A 20,179-nucleotide genomic window follows, 5' to 3' on the forward strand; every position below is an offset into this window, starting at 1 on the left:
GATGTCGGCCCCTAACGCAGCGACTGGTAGATGTCGACGGTCTGCTGGGCGATCGCGGCCCAGGAGAAGGCGTCCACGGCGCGCTCCCGGCCGGCCGCGCCGAAGGTCCGGGCCCGGGCGGCGTCGGAGACCATGGCGTTGACCTGGGCGGCGATGTCGCGCTCGAAGCCCTCGACGTCGTCCTCGTCGTAGTGGACCAGGGTGCCGGTCTCCCCGTCGACGACGACCTCGGGGATGCCGCCGACGTCGGAGGCGACGACCGCGGTGCCGCAGGCCATGGCCTCGAGGTTGACGATGCCCAGGGGTTCGTAGATCGACGGGCACACGAAGGTGTCGGCGGCGGTGAGGATCTCCTGGATCTTGTCGCGGTCCAGCATGTTCTGGACCCAGAAGATGCCGTCGCGCCTCGCCTGCAGCTCCTCCACGAGGGCGGTGGTGCGGGCGGCGATCTCCGGGGTGTCCGGGGCGCCGGCGCAGAGGACCAGCTGCACGCCCTCGTCGAAGTGGGCGGCCGCCTTGATCAGGTGCTCCACCCCCTTCTGGCGGGTGATGCGGCCGACGAAGGCCACGATGGGGCGCTGCGGATCGACGCCGAGCTCGGACAGAACCGAATCCTCGGCTTCGTCGAAGGTGGGGCGGGGCTGCCACAGCTGGGTATCGATGCCGTTGAGGACGACGTGGACCCGGTCGGCGTCGATACGCGGGTAGGCCTCGAGGATGGAGTCCTTCATGCGGGCGGAGACCGCGATGACGGCGTCGGCGTACTCCATGGCGTTCTTCTCCGACCAGGAGGAGACCTCGTAGCCGCCGCCGAGCTGCTCGCGCTTCCACGGGCGGTGCGGCTCCAGCGAGTGCGCGGTGGCGACGTGCGGGATCCCGTGCAGGCGGGCGGCGAGGTGCCCACCCAGGCCCGCGTACCAGGTGTGGGAGTGGACGACGTCGACGCCGCCGGCGGCCTCCGCCATCCGCAGACCGGTGGACAGAGTCCGGATGGCGGGGTTCGCGTCTGCGAGCGCCGGGTCGACGCCGTGGACGTGCACCCCCTCCATGTCGCGGGGCGCGCCCATGCAGTGGACGTCCACCTCCGCGATCTCGCGCATGAACCGGGTCAGTTCAGTGACGTGGACTCCGGCACCCCCGTAGACCTCCGGCGGATATTCTCTGGTCAACATTCCGACTCTCATAACAGTCAAGGGTAGTCACGGCGCCGGACACCTGCAGGGGGTATCGGGGGTAGTGGGTGACGCAAGGTCGCATCTTCGGAGGAAGGAAAGTCATCTTCCCCGGCGAAAACGCTCCGGAAGCCCTAGATTGGGTGACGTGAAGACTCAGCCGAATGTTCTTGCCATTGTTCTCGCCGGCGGCGAGGGAAAACGTCTGTTTCCGCTGACGGAGGACCGGGCCAAGCCCGCAGTCCCGTTCGGTGGAAGCTACCGCCTCATTGACTTCGTTCTCTCGAACCTGGTCAACGCGGGCTACCTCAAGATTGCGGTGCTGACGCAGTACAAGTCGCACTCGCTCGACCGCCACATCTCGCAGGCCTGGTCCCTGCACGGGCCTGTCAGCCAGTACATCGCCTCGGTGCCTGCCCAGCAGCGCCGCGGCAAGCGCTGGTTCACCGGTTCCGCGGACGCCATCGTCCAGTCCCTCAACCTCATCTACGACGAGGAACCGGACTACGTCATCGTCTTCGGCGCGGACCACGTGTACCGCATGGACCCCTCCCAGATGGTCGATGAGCACATCGCCTCCGGCAAGGCCTGCTCGGTCGCCGGCATCCGCGTCCCGCGCTCCGAGGCCAGCGCCTTCGGCGTCATCGAGGCCGACGACGAGGGCAACATCACCGAGTTCCTGGAGAAGCCGGCCGATCCGCCGGGCACCCCGGACGACCCGAACTCCACCTTCGCCTCCATGGGCAACTACGTGTTCACCACCAGCGCCCTGATCCAGGCGCTGCTGGAGGACGAGAAGAACGAGGACTCCAACCACGACATGGGCGGGGACATCATCCCTTACTTCGTCGACCGCGGCGAGGCCCACGTCTACGATTTCTCCGCCAACGAGGTCCCCGGCGCCACGGAGCGCGACAAGGGCTACTGGCGCGACGTCGGCACCATCGACGCCTTCTACGAGGCGCACATGGACCTCATCTCCGTCCACCCGGTGTTCAACCTGTACAACCACATGTGGCCGATCCACTCCACCGAGGACCAGAACTTCCCGCCCGCGAAGTTCACCCAGGGCGGCATCGCCCAGTCGTCGATGGTGGCCCCGGGTTCGATCGTCTCGGGCGGCACGGTCCGTAACTCGGTGCTCGCCGGCGACGTGCACATCGCCGAGGGCGCGACCGTCGAAGGCTCGGTGCTCATGCCGGGCGTGCGCGTCGGCCGGGGCGCCGTGGTCCGCCACGCGATCCTGGACAAGAACGTCTACGTCCGCGAGGGCGAGATCGTCGGCGTCGACCGCGCCCGCGACGAGGCGCGCTTCAAGATCTCGCCCGGCGGCGTGGTCGCCGTCGGCAAGAACGAAGTGGTCTAGCGAGGCGTTTCCAGGCTGCGTCGAGCACGTCCCGGAGGCCGGCACCCGATCAGGGGTGCCGGCCTCCGGCGATTCATTCAGCTCCTTCAGCGGCGCGTGATCAGCGTCATTCCCGCGCCCAGCGGCAGGCGGGTGACCAGGGCGCCCTCGAGGTTGCGGGCGATGTCGTCGGCTTCCCGGGCGGCCAGGGTGGCGCGGTCGCGGCGGGAGTCGTCGGCCAGGGTGGCGTCGAGGAGCGAATCCGCCAGGACCAGCGTTCCGCCGGGGGTGAGCAGCGGCCAGGCGGCGTCGAGGATCGCGGGCAGTTCGACGGGCGGGACCTCTGCGTAGACGAGCTGGTAGGAACCGGCCGCGAGGCGGCTCATCACGTCAAGGGGGCGGGACGGCAGGAAACGCACCCGGGAGGGGGCGAAGCCGGCCTCGCGGAATGCGGAGCGGGCCTGCGTCTGGTGCTCCACTTCGGGGTCGATGCAGGTCAGTGTCCCGCGCTTGCCCAGGCCGCGGAGGATGTACATTCCGACTACCCCTGCGGCGGGGGTGACGGCGACCGCGCCCGTGGATTTTTCGGAGGCCGTGGAGGCAGCGAGGGTGGCCAGGAGCTGGCCGGTCATCTCGTCGGGGACGGAGAGTCCGAACTCCTCGGCGTCGCGGCGGGCGCCGGCGAGGGCGTCCGGGATCTCCGAGGTGGATTCGATGTAGGAGCGGAGAGCGTCATATGCCGTGTCAGTCACGGTTCCCCAGTCTAGGTCGATGCGCTGGGGTTTTTCTGGAACCCCCGGGATTGTGGCTGGAGTGGCAGGTGGGAAAGGATCACAAAGCTTCACAGAAGTTTGCCAGTACTCTGTGTAGTGTTCTGCAGTCCGATGTAGCACTATGAACAACATGACGCCCAGTACTGGACACGACGACCATTCCCCGGCCGACGACCTCGCCGGGACCGCCGCGTTCGATGCCGGGCAGGGGGACATGCCGGGTTGGGGGGAACTGGTCGCGGAACACGCCGACAGCGTCTACCGCCTGGCGTTCCGCCTCTCGGGTAACCCGCACGACGCGGATGATCTCACCCAGGAGACCTTCATGCGCGTGTTCCGTTCCCTCAAGCACTACCAGCCGGGCACCTTCGAGGGGTGGCTGCACCGCATCACCACCAACCTGTTCCTGGACATGGTGCGCCACCGCAACAAGATCCGCATGGAGGCCCTGCCGGAGGACTACGAGCGACTCCCCGGTACGGACATGACGCCGGAGCAGGCCTACAACGTCGCCAACCTGGATCCGGCGCTGCAGGCCGCGTTGGACCAGCTCAGCCCCGATTTCCGCGTTGCAGTGGTCCTTTGTGACGTCGTCGGCATGTCCTACGACGAGATCGCGGACACCCTCGGCGTGAAGATGGGAACTGTGCGGTCCCGGATCCACCGGGGCAGGACCCAGCTCCGGGCGAGCCTGGAGGCCGCCGCCCAACAGGATGAGGGCGCGAAGCTCCTGCTGCGGACCCGCTAGACCGTTCACCAGTATTCTTGGAGAGGAGAACGTGAGGAGGTCAGCCACCGCGATGATTCGCCCCAACCTGTCGCGCTCGCGCCGGACCCGCGGGCGCCGTGAGTTCGCGTCCGTAGAGCACCTGAGCCTGGAGGCTGTCGCCGCCTTCGTGGACGGGGAGCTGTCCGACGCCGCGTCGCACCGCGCACGCGTCCATCTCGTCCACTGCGCCGAATGCCGCGGCGAGATCGAGCGGCAGCGCGGCGCGTCGGAGTGGCTGCGCGGCTCGAACATCACCGAGGAGGTCCGCGCGCCGCACGACCTGCTCGCCCGGCTCGCAGGTATCCCGGCCGCGCCGGTGAAGGCGGGACCGGACGCGGAGTCGACCCCGACTCCGGGGCCCGAATGCCTGCTGGACAAGGTGGAGATGATTCTGCGGGCGGTCAAGCGTAACCAGGGCCACTAACCGGTGCTTTTTCCGCAGTGGGGCTAAGGTGGACCTGTGTTTCAGAGTATCGGTTGGCTGGAGATCTTCACCCTGGTGATCGTGGCACTCATCGTCGTGGGCCCGGAGCGTCTGCCCGGCCTCATCGAGGATGTGCGTGCCGCGATCTTTGCTGCCCGCCGGGCAATCAACAACGCGAAGAAAGAGCTCAACGGAGAGCTGGGCGAGGAGTTCGACCAGTTCCGTAAGCCGATGGAGCAGGTCGCGGAGTACACGCGCCTGGGCCCGCGCGGGGCGATCACCAAGGCACTCTTCGACGGGGATGAATCCGCGCTCGACGACTTCGACCCGCAGAAGTTGATGCGGGAGGACCCCCGTTCCTCCCGGCAGCCCCAGCCCCAGCCCTCGCAGCAGGAGGCCCGCGGCCAGCAGCCGCCCCCGGAGCGCCCGAAAGGCGACTACGGCGCGGGCGGCGGCTTCTCCTGGGCCGACATCACCTGAGTCTGGCGGCTACGGGCGGGTGACGCCCAGCCCGAGCGGCCGGCCGGCGATCGACTCGCGGCGCCTGACGATCTTGTCCGCGATCTCACCGATGGCACTGCCGGCGGGGGAGTCCGGCTCGGAGACGGCGATGGGGCTGCCGTCGTCGCCGTGGACGCGCAGCTGCGGGTCGAGGGGGATCTGGCCGAGCAGCGGGACCTCGGCGCCCGTGAGGACGGAGAGGCGGTCCGCGACCTGCTGGCCACCGCCGGCGCCGAAGACGTCGAGGGTCGAGCCGTCGGGAAGGACCATGGCGGACATGTTCTCGATGACGCCGGCGACGCGCTGACGGGTCTGCTGCGTGATGGAACCGGCCCGCTCGGCGACCTCGGCGGCGGCGTTCTGCGGGGTGGTGACGATGAGCAGCTCGGCGCTGGGCACCAGCTGGGCCACGGAGATGGCCACGTCGCCGGTGCCCGGAGGCAGATCCATGAACAGGAAATCCAGGTCGCCCCAGAAGACGTCCGCCAGGAACTGCTGGATCGCGCGGTGGAGCATGGGGCCGCGCCACACGACCGGCGCGTTACCGTCGACGAAGTGGCCGATGGAGATGAGCTTCACGCCGTGGGCGATCGGCGGCATGATCATGTCGTCGACGGCGGTGGGGCGCTGTTCGGAGCCGAGGAGGCCGGGGACGGAGTGTCCGTAGATGTCGGCGTCGAGGACGCCGACCTTGAAGCCGCGGGCGGCGAGCGACACGGCGAGGTTGACGGTCATGGAGGACTTGCCCACGCCGCCCTTGCCGGAGGCAACCGCGTACACGCGGGTGGTGGAGTCGGGGTCGGCGAAGGGGATCGTCGGCTCCTCGACTCCGCCGCGCAGCGACATACGCAGCTCGCGGCGCTGCTCGTCGCTCATGACGTCGGTGCTGATGTTGACCGCACCGACCCCTTCGAGCTCTTCCACGGCGGCCTTGGCGTTGCCGGTGATGGTGGATTTCATCGGGCAGCCGGCGATGGTGAGATAGAGCTCGACATCGACGTCGGGGCCGTTGACGTTGATCGACTTGACCATCCCCAGCTCGGTGAGGGGCTTGCCGATTTCTGGATCCTCTACGCGGGACAGCGCGCTGCGGACAGCGGATTCGGTGATAGCAGACATGACGCCGTCCACCTTAGTAGAGGTGTCAACGATCAGGTTCTTCGGCCAGGTCACCCTGGATCGGTTCGGAGAGGTCGCCGGCGGAGTCGTTGACGTCCGCGGAAACGTCGTCGAGTTTGGCTTCGAGACGTTCCAGCAGCCCGCGCAGGTCCTCCAGCTCGTGCCTGAGGTAGTCGCGGGAGACCATGTCGCCGACGGCCAGGCGCACGCCGGCGAGTTCCCGGGCGAGGAACTCGGTGTCGGCCTTCGTCTCCTCGGACCGCCGCCGGTCTGCGCTGAGGGTCACCTTGTCGCGGTCCTCCTGCCTGTTCTGCGCCAGCAGGATCAGCGGCGCCGCGTAGGCGGCCTGCGTGGAGAACGCGAGGTTGAGCAGGATGAACGGATAGGGGTCCCACTTCCAGATGAACCAGCCGCCGGCGTTGAGGGCGATCCACACGATGACGAGCACCGTCTGCCACATGAGGTACTGGCCGGTGCCGAAGAACCGGGCGACGCGTTCGGCGCCGGCGCCGACCGTGTCGTCGTCGAAACGCATGAACGTGCGCCGCCGGGTGTAGAGGGGCGTGTCCAGGTCGGGGCGGAGGAACTCAGCCACGGTTCACCTGCTTATCGACGCCGTGCCGTTGCGTCGGCCGCACGCCGTCCAGGCGCCAGTCCTCCGGCAGGAGATGGTCGAGCAGGTCGTCGACGGCGACCGCCCCGAGGAGGTGGTGGTTCTCGTCGAGGACGGGACCGCACACCAGGTTGTACGTGGCGAAGTAGCGGGCGGCGGTCTCCTGGTCGTCGTCGGCGTACAACGGCGGCAGGTCGGGGTCGAGAATTCCACCGACCAGGGTGGACGGGGGCTCCCGCAGGAGCTTCTGCAGGTGGACGCAGCCCAGGTACTTGCCCGTGGGGGTGGCGGTGGGCGGGCGGACGATGAAGATGAGGGAAGCCAGGGAGGTGGGCAGATCGGGGTCGCGGGCGAGGGCGAGCGCCTCGGCGACGGTGGTCTGCGGGGTCAGCACCAGCGGCTCGGGTGTCATGAGGGCGCCGACGGTGTCGGGGGAGAAGCTCATGAGCCGGCGCACAGGCCCGGACTCCTCCGGGTCCATTAGCTCGAGCAGCACCTCGGCCTTGTTGTCGGGCAGTTCCTGCAGGATGTCGGCGGCGTCGTCGGGATCCATCTCCTCCAGGACGTCGGCGGCGCGTTCGATGTCGAGGGTCTCCAGAAGTTCCGCCTGGTGGTCCTCGGGAAGTTCCTGCAGGATGTCGGCGAGACGTTCGTCGTTGAGCTCGCTGGCGAGCTGGTGGCGTTGGCTGCTGGGCAGCTCATGGAGGTAGTTGGCCACGTCCGCGGGACGCATCCGGTCGAAGGCGGAGATCATCTCCGCGATGCTGTCGCTCTGGCCGACTCCGGCGGCGCTCACGCCGTGGACGAGCGACCACGGGATGGTGTACAGCCGCCGGGAACGCCCGAACTTCGGCCGGGGCCCGAAGGCCGCCACACGGGTGATCACCCAGTCCCGGGTCCGGGTCCGTTCCAGCTCGATGTCGGCGATCTCGATGGCGCGGCCGTGCAGCTCCTGCAGCTCCGGGTCGTCGGTGTGCACCCGGGAACCCACCAGGTCGCCCATGACGGTGAGCTCGCCGGAGCGGACCTGGAAGGCCCGCATCGACACGGAACCGGTGGCCAGGGTGATGTCGCCGGGCTCGATCGCCGCTATGCGCAGCATGGGAACGAAGATGCGGCGGTTGTTGACCAGCTCCACGACGACCCCCAGGGCCCGGGACTGCTGGGGGTACGGGCGGATGTTCACCACGACATCACGGACTCGGCCGATCGGGTCAAGCTCCGGGTCCCGGACCTGCAGACCGACCATCCGGCCTGCGTACACGCGGTTGACAGCACTCATACGACCAAGTCTAGACCGGAACCAACCGGAGCCCCGGAACGTTGTAGGGGTATGAGCACTCCGTTACGTCCCCGTCCGACCGGTTGGCCGGTCGGCAGTTTTGATTCCTACGAGGATGCGCAGGCGGCCGTCGACAAACTCGCGGACCTGCAGTTCCCCGTGAAGGACCTCACCATCGTGGGAGTCGACCTCATGGAGGTCGAACGCGTCACCGGCCGCCTGACGTGGGGGCGGGTCATCGGCGGAGGCGCACTGTCGGGCGCGTGGATCGGCGTCTTCTTCGGGCTGCTTTTCGGGCTCCTCGGCGGGGGATTTTTCATCCCCCTGCTCACCGGCGTGGCCATCGGCGTCGTGTTCGGCCTCATCACCGCCGCGGTGCCCTACGCCATGTCGGCGGGGCGCCGGGACTTCACGTCCCGCACCGAGATCGTCGCCGGCCGTTACGACGTGCTGGCGGACCCTGCCCGCGCCGCCGAGGCGCGCGACATCATCGCCCGTTCCGGACTGACGCGGAAGGCCAACCCCGCGGGGTAAGTTCGGAGGCATGAATCGCCTCGTCTCCCGCACCGCGCTGCCTGTTCTCGGACTCGTAGGGGCGCTGTCCCTGACGGCGTGCTCCAACGCGGAGCCGGGGCGGGGCACCAACGAGGACCACACCCGCGCGGTCCGGATCTCCGTGTCCGCGAACTCGCCGGAGCAGCAGGTCCTCGGGGAGTTGTACTCCCAGGTCCTGCAGGAGACCGGGCGGTCCACCAGCCTCATCATCGAGGACACCCCCCGCGAGGGCAACCGTCTGGAGCTGCTGTACGCCGCGGAGACGGACCTGATCATCAGCTGCACCGGACTGATGCTGCATGAGCTGGACCCGGAGCGGGCGGAAGAGCTCTCGGGGACGATCGATCCGCACGAGACCCATCGGGAGTTCATGGGGGCGCTGCCCGCCCACCTGACCGCCCCGGACCCGTCCCCGGCGCAGGGATGCTCCGTCGATCTCCTCGAGCAGCAGGTGCCGGACCTGCCGCAGTCCATCATCCCGGTGTACCGCCGGGACCTCTTCGACCGGGCGGAGCTGAAGGCGATCTCCTCGGTCACGTACACCATCACCGACGAAGAACTCGAGGGGCTCATCGAAACGGCGGGGAACAGGTCCTCGGTGTCCGCGGCCGTAGAGGAGTGGCTGGGCTACTGACCGGCCGCCGGATTCGGCTCCGGCGGTGGAACGGGGACCGCCCCGCACCGCGGTGGGACCGGGGCGGGGCGGCGTAGTTGAGCTGGTTCAGGCGAACGCCTCGTCGAGCAGCTGCGCCTGCTCGAGCTGGTGCACCTTGGCCACGCCGGTCGCGGTCGAAGACTGCGCGCGGCGGGAGATGCGGCGCATCTCCGGCATGTCCGGGATCAGGTTGCGCAGATGCTCGTTGTAGAACGGCCACGGACCCTGGTTGGCGGGCTCGTCCTGCACGAAGCGGATCTCGGTCGCGTTCGGGTAGTGCTCGAAAGCCTCACGCAGACGGTTGAACGGGATCGGGTGCAGCATTTCGATGCGCACTATCGCGACGTCCTCGCGCTTGTCCTTGACGCGGCGCTTCTCCAGTTCGTAGTAGACCTTGCCGGAGCACAGCAGGATGGTGGTCACCTTGTCGGTGTCGCCGATCTTGTTGTTGTCCAGATCCACCAGACGCGGGTCGTTGTAGACCGACTGGAAGCTGGTCACCTCGGTGAAGTCCTCCACGGAGGAGGCGGCGTCCTTGAGTCGCAGCATTGACTTCGGGGTGAAGACGACCAGCGGGCGCTTCATGGAACCCAGCGCGTGACGGCGCAGGAGGTGGAAATGGTTGGCCGGGGTAGTCGGCTGGGCCACCGTCATGGAACCCTCGGCGCACAGCTGCAGGAAGCGCTCGATGCGGGCGGAGGAGTGGTCCGGTCCCTGTCCCTCGTAGCCGTGCGGCAGGAGGAGGATGAGGCCGGAGGTCTCGCCCCACTTGGCCTCGCCGGAGGACACGTACTCGTCGATGATGGTCTGCGCGCCGTTGGCGAAGTCGCCGAACTGCGCCTCCCACGCGACGACCGCGTCCTGGTTGCCCACGGTGTAGCCGTACTCGAAGCCCATGCCGGCGTACTCGGTCAGCGCGGAGTTGTACACCATGAACTTGCCCTCGCCCTTGGACTGGGCGAGCTGGTGGAGCGGGTTGTACTCCTGGCCGGTGCGCGGGTCGACCGGGACAGCGTGGCGCTGGGTGAAGGTGCCGCGACGGGAATCCTCGCCGGCCAGGCGGACGAGCCGCCCGGAGTTGGCCAGGGAACCGAAGGCGATGAGCTCGCCCCAACCCCAGTCGATGCCGCCCTCGCGGACAGCGGCGCCGCGCTTCTTGGCCACCGGTGCGACACGCGGGTGGAACTCGAAGCCCTCCGGCGGGGTCGCGTAGGCCTGGCCGATCTCGACGAGCTCGGCGCGGGTGATGGAGGTGTCCAGACCGCGGGTCAGCTCCTGGGAGCCGGTGATACCGGTCTGCTCCTGCGGGGCGCCCTTGTCGGCTTCCTTGACCTCGTTGAAGACGGACTCCATCTGGTCGTGGAAGTCGCGTGCGGCTGCCTCGGCGTCCTCTGCGGAGAGATCGCCGCGGCCGACGAGGTCGTCGGTGTAGCGGGCACGGACGGACTTGCGGTCGCCGATGATCTCGTACATCTGCGGCTGGGTCATCGACGGGTCGTCGGCCTCGTTGTGTCCGCGGCGGCGGTAACAGATGAGGTCGATGAAGACGTCCTTGCCGAAGCGGCGGCGGTACTCGGTGGCCAGCTGGCCGACCCACACGACCGCTTCCGGGTCGTCGCCGTTGACGTGGAAGACCGGGGTGTCGAAGCCCTTGGCCAGGTCGGTGGCGTAGTGGGTGGAGCGGGAAGAGTCCGGAGTGGTGGTGAATCCGATCTGGTTGTTCACCACGATGTGGATGGTGCCGCCGACGGTGTAGCCGCGCAGGCCGGCGAGGTTGATGGTCTCCTGGACGATGCCCAGGCCGGCGAAGGAGGCGTCGCCGTGGAGCATGAGCGGCATGACGGTGAATCCGTCGTCGCCCTTGTCCAGCAGGTCCTGCTTGGCGCGGGAGATGCCCACCATGACCGGGTCGACGGCCTCGAGGTGGGAGGGGTTGGCGGTCAGGGAGACCGTGATCTCGCCGTCGCCGAACATCTGGAGATGGCGGCCCTGCGAGCCGAGGTGGTACTTCACGTCGCCGGAGCCGCCGATCTGGCCCTGGGTCATGTTGCCCTCGAACTCGTGGAAGATCTGGGCCAGCGGCTTGCCGACGATGTTGAACAGCACGTTCAGGCGGCCGCGGTGCGGCATGCCGATGACGACCTCGTCGAGGCCCTGGCCCGCGGCGGTGTCGATGGCGGCGTCCATGAGCGGGATGAGCGCCTCGGCGCCCTCGAGGGAGAAGCGCTTCTGTCCGACGTACTTGGTCTGTAGGAAGTTCTCGAACGCCTCGGCGGCGTTGAGCTTCTGCAGGATGTACTTCTGCTCGGCGTTGGTCGGCTTGGGCATGCCGGCCTCGAGTCGGTCCTGCAGCCACTCGCGCTCGTCGCGGTCGAGGATGTGGGTGTACTCGGTGCCGACCTTGAGGGTGTACGCGGCGCGCAGGCGGGAGAGCACCTCGCGCAGGGTCATGACCTCCTTGCCGCCGAAACCGCCGACATGGAAGGTGCGGTCGAGGTCCCAGATGGTCAGGCCGTGGGTGGCGATGTCGAGGTCGCGGTGGTCCGGGATCGGCATGCCCGGCTGGTGCCACTGCAGCGGGTTGGTGTCGGCGATGAGGTGGCCGCGCGCGCGGTAGGCCTCGATGAGCTGCATGACGCGGGTGTTCTTGTCCAGGCCGCGGTTCGGCAGGTCCTGTGCCCACCGCATCGGAACGTACGGGACGTTCATGCGGTCGAAGATGTGGTCCCAGAACTTGTCGTCGGTGAGCAGCTGCGACATGGTGCGCAGGAACTCGCCGGACTCGGCGCCCTGGATGACGCGGTGGTCGTAGGTGGAGGTGATGGTGACGAGCTTGCCCACGCCCAGCTCCGCGAGGCGGTCCTCGGAGGCGCCGGCGAACTCCGCCGGGTAGTCCATGGAGCCGACACCGATGATGGTGCCCTGACCCTTGGTCAGCCGCGGGACGGAGTGGCGGGTGCCGATGCCGCCCGGGTTGGTCAGGGAGACGGTGACGCCCTGGTAGTCGTCGAGGGTCAGCTTGCCCACGCGGGAGCGGGCGACGATGTCCTCGTAGGCCTCGACGAACTCGTCGAAGGACATCTTCTCGGTCTCCTTGATGGCGGCGACCACGAGAGCGCGGGAGCCGTCCTTCTGCGGGAGGTCGATGGCCAGGCCGATGTTGATGTGCTCCGGGGTGACCACGGAGGGCTTGCCGTCGACGACGTCGTAGGAGACGTTCATGTCCGGGTGGGCCTGGATCGCCTTCGCCATGGCGTAGCCGATGATGTGCGTGAAGGAGATCTTGCCGCCGCGGGTGCGCGCCAGGTGGTCGTTGACCATGGAGCGGTTCTCGAACATGAGCTTGACCGGCATGTCGCGGACCGAGGTTGCGGTGGGCACCTCAAGCGACTCGTCCATGTTCTTGGCGATGGCCTTGAACAGGCCGCGCAGGGCCTTGGCGCCCGGCTCCGGCTTCGCGGTGGCGGCGGCGCGGTCGATCGGGGACGCCGGCTTCTTCCGCTTCGCGGCCGGTGCGGCCTTCTCTATGGTCTTGACCTGTTCCGTCACGACGGTCTCACGCTTCTTCGGCTTGTCGGATCCGATGGGGCCGGCTGGGGGGACGGAGACGGGCTCCGCAGTCGTCTTCGCCTGCTCTGCCTTGGGTGCAGTTTCAGTGGACGCCGGGGTGCCGTTCTTCTCGAACAACTCCCGCCATTCCTTGTCCACGGACTGGGGGTCCTTCTGGAACTGCTGGAACATCTCGTCTACCAGCCACTCGTTCGGGCCGAAAGTACTTGCGCTGCTCACGGCAGAAGCTCGCCTCATTTCGTTGCTTTTCTTGCAGTCGTCTTGCTAACAGTAATCGTCCACTACAGGGTAGCGTGTCGTTCCCCCGCACCATTCACTGCTGGGGGCGTTTCTTCACCCCCGTCAACGGTGCGCGCTCCACAATCCGGCGTACACACCCTTCCGGTTCAGCAGCTCGGGGTGGGAACCGTCCTCGATGATACGTCCCCTGTCGATGACGAGGATCCGGTCGGCCCTCGCCGCGGTGGCCAGGCGGTGCGCGACGACCACCGAGGTGCGTCCCCGGGTGATCCGGTCGGAGGCGTCCAGGACGGCCGCCTCAGTGGCGGGGTCGAGGGTGGCGGTGGCTTCGTCGAGAAGCATCACGTCGGGCCGGAGGAGTTCCGCCCGGGCGAGCGCAATGAGCTGGCGCTGGCCCGAGGACAGGCCCCGGCCGCGTTCTCCCACGCTGTGGCGGAAACCGCCCGGGATGCCCGCGATGATGTCGAGCGCGCCGATCCGCCGGACCGCCTCCTCGATGTCGTGTTCGGTGGCGCCGGGAAGCCCGTAGGAGATGTTCTCGGCGACGGTGCCGATGAACAGGTGCGCCTCCTGCGGCACCTGCGCGATCGACCGGCGCCAGGGGGTGAGCGGGAACTCGCGGATGTCCGTGCCGCCGGCGGTGACGCGCCCCTCGACCGGGTCGTAGAACCGCGCCAGCAGTTTCACCACGGTCGACTTGCCGGCACCCGTCGTGCCGACCAACGCGACGGTGCTGCCCGGGGCGATGGCCACGTCGAGGCCGGCGGCCACGAGCTGGCCCCCGGGGCTGTAGGCGAAGGAGACGTTCTCCAGGGCGAGCGTGCCGCGGGCGGCGTCGGCCGTGTCGGCGGGGGAGAGCCGGCCGGTGTCGGTGACGGTGGGGCGTTCGGCCAGCAGGTCGGTGATGCGCCGGAATCCGACGGTCGCCTGCTGCCAGGAGTCGAAGATCTGGCCGAGCTGCTGGATAGGCCCGTAGAGCTGGGCCAGGTACATGACGAACGCGACGAGCACGCCGGCGGTGAGCTCCCCGTCGGCGACGCGGGTCGCGCCGACGCCGAGGACCAGCGCCGTGGTGATCTGGGAGACGGCGTTGACGCCGGGGAAGTAGACCGCGACGGCGGCCTGCGCGCGGACCCGGAGGCGCCGGTACTGCTCCGACTCGGCCCGGAATTCCTCGAGGGCGATGGGCGTGCGGCCGTGCATCTGGGCGGTGCGCAGGCCGTTGATGTTCTCCTGGAACGCGGCGTTGACGGAGCTGACTTGCTCGCGTGCCCGGGTGTACAGGCGCGAGGAGATGCGGCGGAAGATGAGCGTGGCCGCCACGATCAGCGGAATCGCGGCCACCGCGACGAGGGAGAGCCCGGCGTCGGTCCAGGCGAGCATCCCGATGACGCCCACCAGCGTGCCGACCGAGACGATCGACTGCGCCAGGCCGGTCTGGAGGAAGGAGCTGAGGGTGTCGATGTCGGTGGTCATACGCGTCATGATCCGGCCGGAGAGGTTCGTTTCGTAGTAGCTCATGGACAGCCGCTGCAGGTGCGCGTAGCTGCGCAGGCGGAGCCCGTAGAGCAGCCTTTCGCCGGTGCGCGAGGTGAGGACGATCAGGGCGGTGGCCGCCGCCCAGCTCACCGTGACGACGAGGAGGCCACCGCCGGCGATCCACCACAGCGTCTCCATCGAACCGGCGCCGACGCCGTCGTCCACCGCCCAGCGCATGAGGGTGGGGAAGGCCAGGTCGGTGAGCACTCCGACGAGCAGCAGGCCGATCACCGCGAGGATGAGCCAGCGCACGGCGAGGAAGAGGTCGCGCACCCGGAACGAGGTGCGGTCGGACCGCAGTGCCGTGGTGTCCAGGCGGGGTTGCTCGTCGGCGGGTGGCAGCTTCTCGACCCGCGCCAGCAGCTCCGGGGTGGCCGTGATCGCGCCCATGCCGCGGCCCCCGCCCATGCCTCCTCCTCCGCCGCCCATGCCGCGGCCCCCGCCGATGGTGCCGGAGGTGTCGGTGATGTGCTCGGTGTGCTCGGCCCGGACGGCCTCCGGCCACAGCTGTCCGCGCGGGGGCTCCGGGATGGCGGAGCGGTCCGGCAGCGGGGTGGGGGAGGGATCCATGATGGCGGTGAAGCGGGGGTCGTCGGCGAGCAGGCGCGGATCCCCGGTGGCGGTGATGCGGCCGGCATCGATGATGGCGACCCGCTCGGCCAGGTCCAGGGTGGATTGGCGGTGGGCGACGGCGAGGACGGTGACGTCGGCGAGCTCCCCGCGCAGCCCGGCGAGGATGCGGGCCTCGGTGGCGGCGTCGATGGCGGAGGTGGCGTCGTCGAGGATGAGCACGCGCGGGCGCGACAGCAGCGCCCGGGCCAGCGCGATGCGCTGGCGCTGGCCGCCGGACAGGGTCAGTCCTCGTTCGCCCACGACGGTGTCGAATCCCTCGGGGAGACGGTCGATGAACTCGGTCGCCTGGGCCAGATCGGCGGCGTGCCGGATGTCCTCCTCCGTGGTGGCCGAGCCCATGGCGATGTTGTCGCGGATGGAGGAGGAGTAGAGGAAGGCCTCGTCGAAGACGCACGTGACGGCGCTGCGCAGGTCCGCCCGGGCGAGGTCGCGGTAGTCCAGTTCGCGGCCGTCGGGGGTGGTCAGGGCGAGGGAACCGGAGTCGGGGCGGTAGAAACCGCCGGCCAGCTGCACCGCCATTGACTTGCCGGAACCGGCCGGGCCGATGAGGGCGAGGGTTTCTCCCGGGGCGATGTCGAGGGTGGTGCCGTCGAGGACGCGGTTGCCCTGGGTGGAGAACTCCACGCCGGTCAACCGGAGGCCGAGCGGACCCTCGGGCAGGGGGACAGGGTCGGCGGGGTCCGGGTCCTGCGGCGTGAGGTCGAGAATGTCGGCGATGCGGTCGAGGGAGGCCAGGCCCATCTGGAAGGTGACGATCATCCCGGAGAGCATGCCGACAATCTGAGTCAGGGACGTCAGGTAGACGGAGAAGGCGAAGAAGATGCCCACGGTGATGTCGCCGCGCAGCACCAGCCAGCCGCCCAGCACGATGTTGACCACCAGCGCCAGCTGCGGCAGGTTGCGCAGCAGCGGCTGGAACCGGGCCTGCAGTTTCGCGGCCCGCATCTTCGCGGCGTAGAGAGTGCGGCCCAGGGTGTTCAGCCGGTCGACCTCGCGGTCCTCCTGGGCGAAGGCCTTGACCACGCGCACGCCGGTGACGGTCTGCTCCACGTGGGTGGCCAGGTCGGCGGTGGCCTGCTGGGACACCCAGGTCGCGGCGTAGACGGAGCGACGGGAGAACACCGCCACACCCACGATCAGTGGCATGAAGGCCAGAGCGAAGACCGTGAGCAGGGGCGAGACCCAGAGCATGACGCCCACGGTGATCAGCAGCTGCACCACCATGCCCAGGGCCCAGGGTCCCATGGCCACGAGCCCCTGGGTGGCGTTGAGGTCCGAGATCGAGCGGGACACCACCTGGCCGGTGACGATCTGGTCCTGGCCGGGGCCGTCGAGGCGCTGCAGCCGGTCGAGGATCTTCACCCGCAGCGTGTGCTGGGTGTCGATGGACAAGCGGCCGGCGGTGTACCTGCGCAGGAACTGGCTGAGATAGCGGGCCAGCGCCACCGCGATGAGCACCGCGATGATGGCGTGCAGCGGTTCGAGCTGCGGGAGGGTCCGGGTGGCTGCAGATTCCGTCGCCGCGCCGGTCGCCACGTCCACCGCCGAACCGGTCAGCAGCGGGATGAGGACCTCGAACACCGTGGCGGCGATGGTGGCCACCACGGTGACGGCGGTGATGCCGCGGCGGTCCCTCAGCGCGGCGGCGAGCTCGCGGGTGCCGGAGTGGCGCGCCACCTAGTTCACCGGGGCGGGGAACTGCGCGGGGAGCATCCCGAGGGATTCGCGGACGTTCGCGATGACGGCCTTGGACAGCTTGCGGTTGGCGATGGTGCCGACGACCGCACCGATGCCCAACGGCATCATCTTGCCCAGCCAGGCCTTCCGGAAGCGTTTGGTCAGCTGCTTGACCGCGGTGCGGATGAGGCGGTTGTTCACCTCGGCGAGCTTCGGCGCGGAGAATCGCGCCACCGTGGAGATCGACGGCGCGCCCTTCGTCTTGCCGATGTCCCCGACGAACGTGTCGACGACCGCCGTCCCCTTCGCCCCCAGCACGGCCACCAGGATGAGCGTCTTGCGCCGCTCCTTCTCGGAGATGTCGATGCCCCGCAGGTGGGCGCTGGCCATGGTGTACCAGGCGGCTGCGTCGAGGAAGACGATGGATTCCGCGCCGATGGCGGCGGCGCCCATGAAGAAGCCGATGCCGGGGATCGCGGCGGCGGCTCCCGCGCCGGCGCCTGAACCGGTGGCGATGCGCAGGAAGTGCTTGTCCACGAGATCCTGGATCTCCGACGGCGACGCCTCCGGATTCCTCTTCCGCAGGAAGTCGACGTACCCGGTGATGGCCGAGGACTGGATGGACACCGCCTTGTCCAGGGCGGAGATGAGCATCCGTCCGGCGGGGCCGGCGTTCTGCTCCAGGGTCGCGGGATCGGACCCCTGGCCGTCGATGAGGACCTGATGGGGCGACTCAGCCTTCGGGGATGAGAACTTCATGGTGGCCAATGCTGCTCCTCGAGAGTTGACTGACGTCCGATTCTAATCAATTTCACAGACGCCAACCCGCGGGGAGTTCGGATTGTTCCCCCGCCCCTGGTCAGTCGCGGTTGGCGAAGTCCTCCGCAGCCTCCACCTGCTCCGGGGTGGGGCGCACGCCCGTGTACAGGGCGAACTGCTCGGCCGCCTGGAGGGCGACGACCTCGCCGCCGTTGATGGTGGGCGTGCCCAGACGCTCGGCGGCCCGGATCAGCGGCGTGCGGACCGGGTAGGCCACGACGTCGAAAACCATCGCCGCCGCCGCGACCGCCTCGTCGGAGAAGGCCTGGATGTCCTCCCCGCCGCCGTGCATGCCCAGCGGGGTCACGTTGACCAGCAGGCCGGCCCCGGCGGGCACCTCGGCGGAGTAGTCCCAGCCGTAGCGGGACGCCAGGGAGGAACCGGTCGCATGGTTGCGGGCCACGACGGTGCCCTGCATCCCGTGGTCGGCCAGCGCGGCGACGACCGCGTTGGCCATGCCGCCGGAACCGCGCACCGCGACGGGCAGGGCGGGGTCCACCCCGTGCGACTTCAGCAGGGCGGCGACGGCGACGTAGTCGGTGTTGTAACCGACCAGCTCGCCGTCGGTGTTGACGATCGTGTTGACGGCGCCGATGCGGGAGGCGGAGGGGTCGAGGGAATCGATGAGCGGGATGACGTCCTGCTTGTAGGGCATGGACACGCCTGCCCCGCGGATGTCCAGCCCGCGGATTCCGGCGACGGCCGCGGTGATGTCGGTGGGGGAGACCGCCTTGTAGAGGTAGTTGAGGCCGAGCCTGTCGTAGAGCCAGTTGTGGAACCTGACCCCGTGGTTGCTCGGCCGGGCGGCCAGTGAGATACACAGTATGGTTTCGCGGTCGACGTAGTTCACCATGCTCACTACCGTAGTGGGTATGACCTTGCCCGCCACCACCCGACCACAGGTCCGCACCACCGCCGGCATGGTGAGGGGGCTGGTGGATGAGCAGCTGGGTGTCCGGACCTGGCGCGGCGTACCCTTCGGTGCGAGCACCGGCGGCGACAACCGCTTCCGCGCCCCCCGGCGCCCCCGGCACTGGCGCGGCGTGCGCGACGCCGCCAGTTTCGGCCCGCCCGCCCCGCAGCCGACATACTCCTGGACCGACCGGGTCGTCGGTTCGGAGAACTGCCTCCACCTGGACATCGTCCGCCCCGACACCGACGAGCAGCTGCCGGTGGTCGTCTACCTGCACGGCGGTTCCTTCATCATGGGTTCCTCCCACGAGCCGCTGTTGCGCGGCTACCAGTTCGCCAGGACGATCAACTGCGTCTACGTGTCGGTGAACTTCCGGCTCGGCGCGCTGGGGTATCTGGATCTGCGCAGTCTCGGCGACGACTGCGTGGCCAACCCGGCGCTGCGCGACCAGCTGCTGGCGCTGCAGTGGGTCCAGTCCAACATCGCCCAGTTCGGCGGCGACCCCGACCGCGTCACGCTGATGGGGGAGTCCGCGGGCGGGGCGGCGGCGGCCACGCTCATGGCTGTCCAGGCGGCCGAGGGGCTCTTCCACCGGGCGATCGTCCAGTCCCCGCCGATGACCATGATCCATTCGCGCGCGCAGGCCACCCTCTGGGCGCGCGAGCTGGTCTACCAGATGGCGCTGCCGCGGCAGACCACGCTGGCGGACCTGCGCGCCGAGCACCCCTACGATCTGGTGCGCGCCGGGCAGTCGATGATGTGGCGGGGCCGTGAGCTCCAGCACCTGAACACCACCTACGCGCCGACGGTGGACGGCACGCTCCTGCTGGATCATCCACTCTCCGTCTTCGATAACGGCGACCAGGTCAAGGTGCCCCTGCTGGTGGGGACGAACTCGGATGAGACGAGCTTCTCCAAGTTCTTCTACATGCGCACCTCCGCGCGCTCCCGAGCCGCGCTCCGGCTGCTCAGCGCTTTCGACCCGGAGGAGGCGTCGTACGTGCTCGGCGCCTACGACGGTGCCCGGGACCGCGCGCAGTTCGCCGACCTGCTTGCCGACGCCCTCTTCTGGGCCCCGTCCGTCCGCCTCGCCACCGACCACAACCCCCTGGCGCCGACCTGGATGTACCGCTTCGACTACGCGCCGGCCGCCCTGCGGTGGCTGGGACTGGGGGCGATGCACTCCCTGGAGCTGACGGCGATCTTCGGGGACCCGGGGGCGTCGAGAACCTCCGGGCTGGCGCGTTTCGGCGGCATGGAGGGGATGGCGGAGTTGACCGACGTCATGCAGTACCACTGGGGCCAGTTCATCCACCACGGCCGGCCGGGGGAGGAATGGCCCGCCTACCAGCCCCCGACCGACGACGCCCCGGCCCGGGCGACGATGGTCTTCGACGCGCCCGCGCGGGTGGAGTACGACCCGAAGGCCGGGAAGCGCCGCGCCTGGGCGGACTACGACATGACCGAGTGGGGCCACGGCCGTCCGGAACTGCTGGAGGAGCTGGGGCTGCTCATCAGTACGGAGCTGGGGCGCTAGCGATTCCCCCGCGCGAGTCGGTGGGCAGGACTTCTGGCGCACG

The 20,179-nt window shown here is 68.9% G+C and carries 16 protein-coding genes; 7 read left to right on the forward strand and 9 right to left on the reverse strand.

The window, feature by feature from the left end:
* Positions 1 to 11 precede the first annotated feature (11 nt).
* A complete protein-coding gene (gene glgA / locus B840_RS04525; RefSeq protein WP_042621147.1) occupies positions 12 to 1,184 on the reverse strand; it encodes a glycogen synthase in 1,173 nt (390 codons plus the stop codon).
* A 136-nt stretch (positions 1,185 to 1,320) separates the two neighbouring features.
* Here glgA and glgC point away from each other — a divergent pair, with 136 nt between their 5' ends.
* The gene (gene glgC, locus B840_RS04530; protein WP_042621148.1) at positions 1,321 to 2,538 is read left to right on the forward strand and encodes a glucose-1-phosphate adenylyltransferase; all 1,218 of its coding nucleotides are present in this window, start codon (positions 1,321 to 1,323) and stop codon (positions 2,536 to 2,538) included.
* Positions 2,539 to 2,624: 86 nt separating this feature from the next.
* On the opposite strand, the gene B840_RS04535 is transcribed toward glgC, so the two are convergent.
* Positions 2,625 to 3,269 (reverse strand): O-methyltransferase, encoded by a 645-nt coding sequence (locus B840_RS04535; RefSeq protein ID WP_042621149.1) that lies wholly within the window; start codon positions 3,267 to 3,269, stop codon positions 2,625 to 2,627.
* 142 nt (positions 3,270 to 3,411) lie between these two features.
* On the opposite strand from B840_RS04535, the gene sigE reads away from it, so the two are divergent.
* From sigE to tatB, 3 genes are read left to right on the forward strand one after another with little or no spacing between them, the layout of a single operon-like run.
* Positions 3,412 to 4,038, forward strand: coding sequence for an RNA polymerase sigma factor SigE (gene sigE, locus B840_RS04540; RefSeq protein ID WP_042621150.1), 627 nt, complete (start codon positions 3,412 to 3,414; stop codon positions 4,036 to 4,038).
* A 52-nt stretch (positions 4,039 to 4,090) separates the two neighbouring features.
* Positions 4,091 to 4,483: an anti-sigma factor family protein gene (locus B840_RS04545; RefSeq protein ID WP_052491094.1), complete on the forward strand. Its 393-nt coding sequence runs from the start codon at positions 4,091 to 4,093 to the stop codon at positions 4,481 to 4,483.
* A gap of 36 nt (positions 4,484 to 4,519) precedes the next feature.
* Positions 4,520 to 4,963: a Sec-independent protein translocase protein TatB gene (tatB, locus tag B840_RS04550; protein WP_042621151.1), complete on the forward strand. Its 444-nt coding sequence runs from the start codon at positions 4,520 to 4,522 to the stop codon at positions 4,961 to 4,963.
* 9 nt (positions 4,964 to 4,972) lie between these two features.
* On the opposite strand, the gene B840_RS04555 is transcribed toward tatB, so the two are convergent.
* From B840_RS04555 to B840_RS04565, 3 genes are read right to left on the reverse strand one after another with little or no spacing between them, the layout of a single operon-like run.
* Positions 4,973 to 6,103 (reverse strand): Mrp/NBP35 family ATP-binding protein, encoded by a 1,131-nt coding sequence (locus B840_RS04555; RefSeq protein WP_042621152.1) that lies wholly within the window; start codon positions 6,101 to 6,103, stop codon positions 4,973 to 4,975.
* A gap of 25 nt (positions 6,104 to 6,128) precedes the next feature.
* Positions 6,129 to 6,698, reverse strand: a complete 570-nt coding sequence (locus tag B840_RS04560; RefSeq protein ID WP_042621153.1) for a DUF1003 domain-containing protein — start codon at positions 6,696 to 6,698, stop codon at positions 6,129 to 6,131.
* On the reverse strand, positions 6,691 to 7,998 hold the full coding sequence (locus B840_RS04565) for a magnesium transporter MgtE N-terminal domain-containing protein (protein WP_042621154.1): 1,308 nt from the start codon (positions 7,996 to 7,998) through the stop codon (positions 6,691 to 6,693). The genes B840_RS04560 and B840_RS04565 overlap by 8 nt, the downstream gene beginning before the upstream one ends.
* A 51-nt stretch (positions 7,999 to 8,049) precedes the next feature.
* On the opposite strand from B840_RS04565, the gene B840_RS04570 reads away from it, so the two are divergent.
* Complete coding sequence (locus tag B840_RS04570; protein WP_042621155.1) at positions 8,050 to 8,532, forward strand: YflT domain-containing protein; 483 nt, start codon at positions 8,050 to 8,052, stop codon at positions 8,530 to 8,532.
* A 10-nt stretch (positions 8,533 to 8,542) separates the two neighbouring features.
* Complete coding sequence (locus B840_RS04575; protein WP_042621156.1) at positions 8,543 to 9,187, forward strand: type 2 periplasmic-binding domain-containing protein; 645 nt, start codon at positions 8,543 to 8,545, stop codon at positions 9,185 to 9,187.
* Positions 9,188 to 9,274: 87 nt separating this feature from the next.
* On the opposite strand, the gene B840_RS04580 is transcribed toward B840_RS04575, so the two are convergent.
* From B840_RS04580 to B840_RS04595, 4 genes are all read right to left on the reverse strand, one after another.
* Positions 9,275 to 12,997 (reverse strand): multifunctional oxoglutarate decarboxylase/oxoglutarate dehydrogenase thiamine pyrophosphate-binding subunit/dihydrolipoyllysine-residue succinyltransferase subunit, encoded by a 3,723-nt coding sequence (locus tag B840_RS04580; RefSeq protein WP_042621157.1) that lies wholly within the window; start codon positions 12,995 to 12,997, stop codon positions 9,275 to 9,277.
* A 123-nt stretch (positions 12,998 to 13,120) separates the two neighbouring features.
* A complete protein-coding gene (locus B840_RS04585) occupies positions 13,121 to 16,867 on the reverse strand; it encodes an ABC transporter ATP-binding protein (protein WP_042621158.1) in 3,747 nt (1,248 codons plus the stop codon).
* Positions 16,868 to 17,626 (reverse strand): hypothetical protein, encoded by a 759-nt coding sequence (locus B840_RS04590; protein ID WP_042622525.1) that lies wholly within the window; start codon positions 17,624 to 17,626, stop codon positions 16,868 to 16,870.
* 100 nt (positions 17,627 to 17,726) lie between these two features.
* A complete protein-coding gene (locus tag B840_RS04595; protein ID WP_042621159.1) occupies positions 17,727 to 18,539 on the reverse strand; it encodes a shikimate 5-dehydrogenase in 813 nt (270 codons plus the stop codon).
* 19 nt (positions 18,540 to 18,558) lie between these two features.
* On the opposite strand from B840_RS04595, the gene B840_RS04600 reads away from it, so the two are divergent.
* Entirely contained in the window at positions 18,559 to 20,136 is a 1,578-nt protein-coding gene (locus B840_RS04600; protein ID WP_042621160.1) for a carboxylesterase/lipase family protein, read from the forward strand.
* Positions 20,137 to 20,179: the final 43 nt, after the last annotated feature.

This window comes from Corynebacterium marinum DSM 44953 (genome assembly GCF_000835165.1).
Taxonomy (GTDB): domain Bacteria; phylum Actinomycetota; class Actinomycetes; order Mycobacteriales; family Mycobacteriaceae; genus Corynebacterium; species Corynebacterium marinum.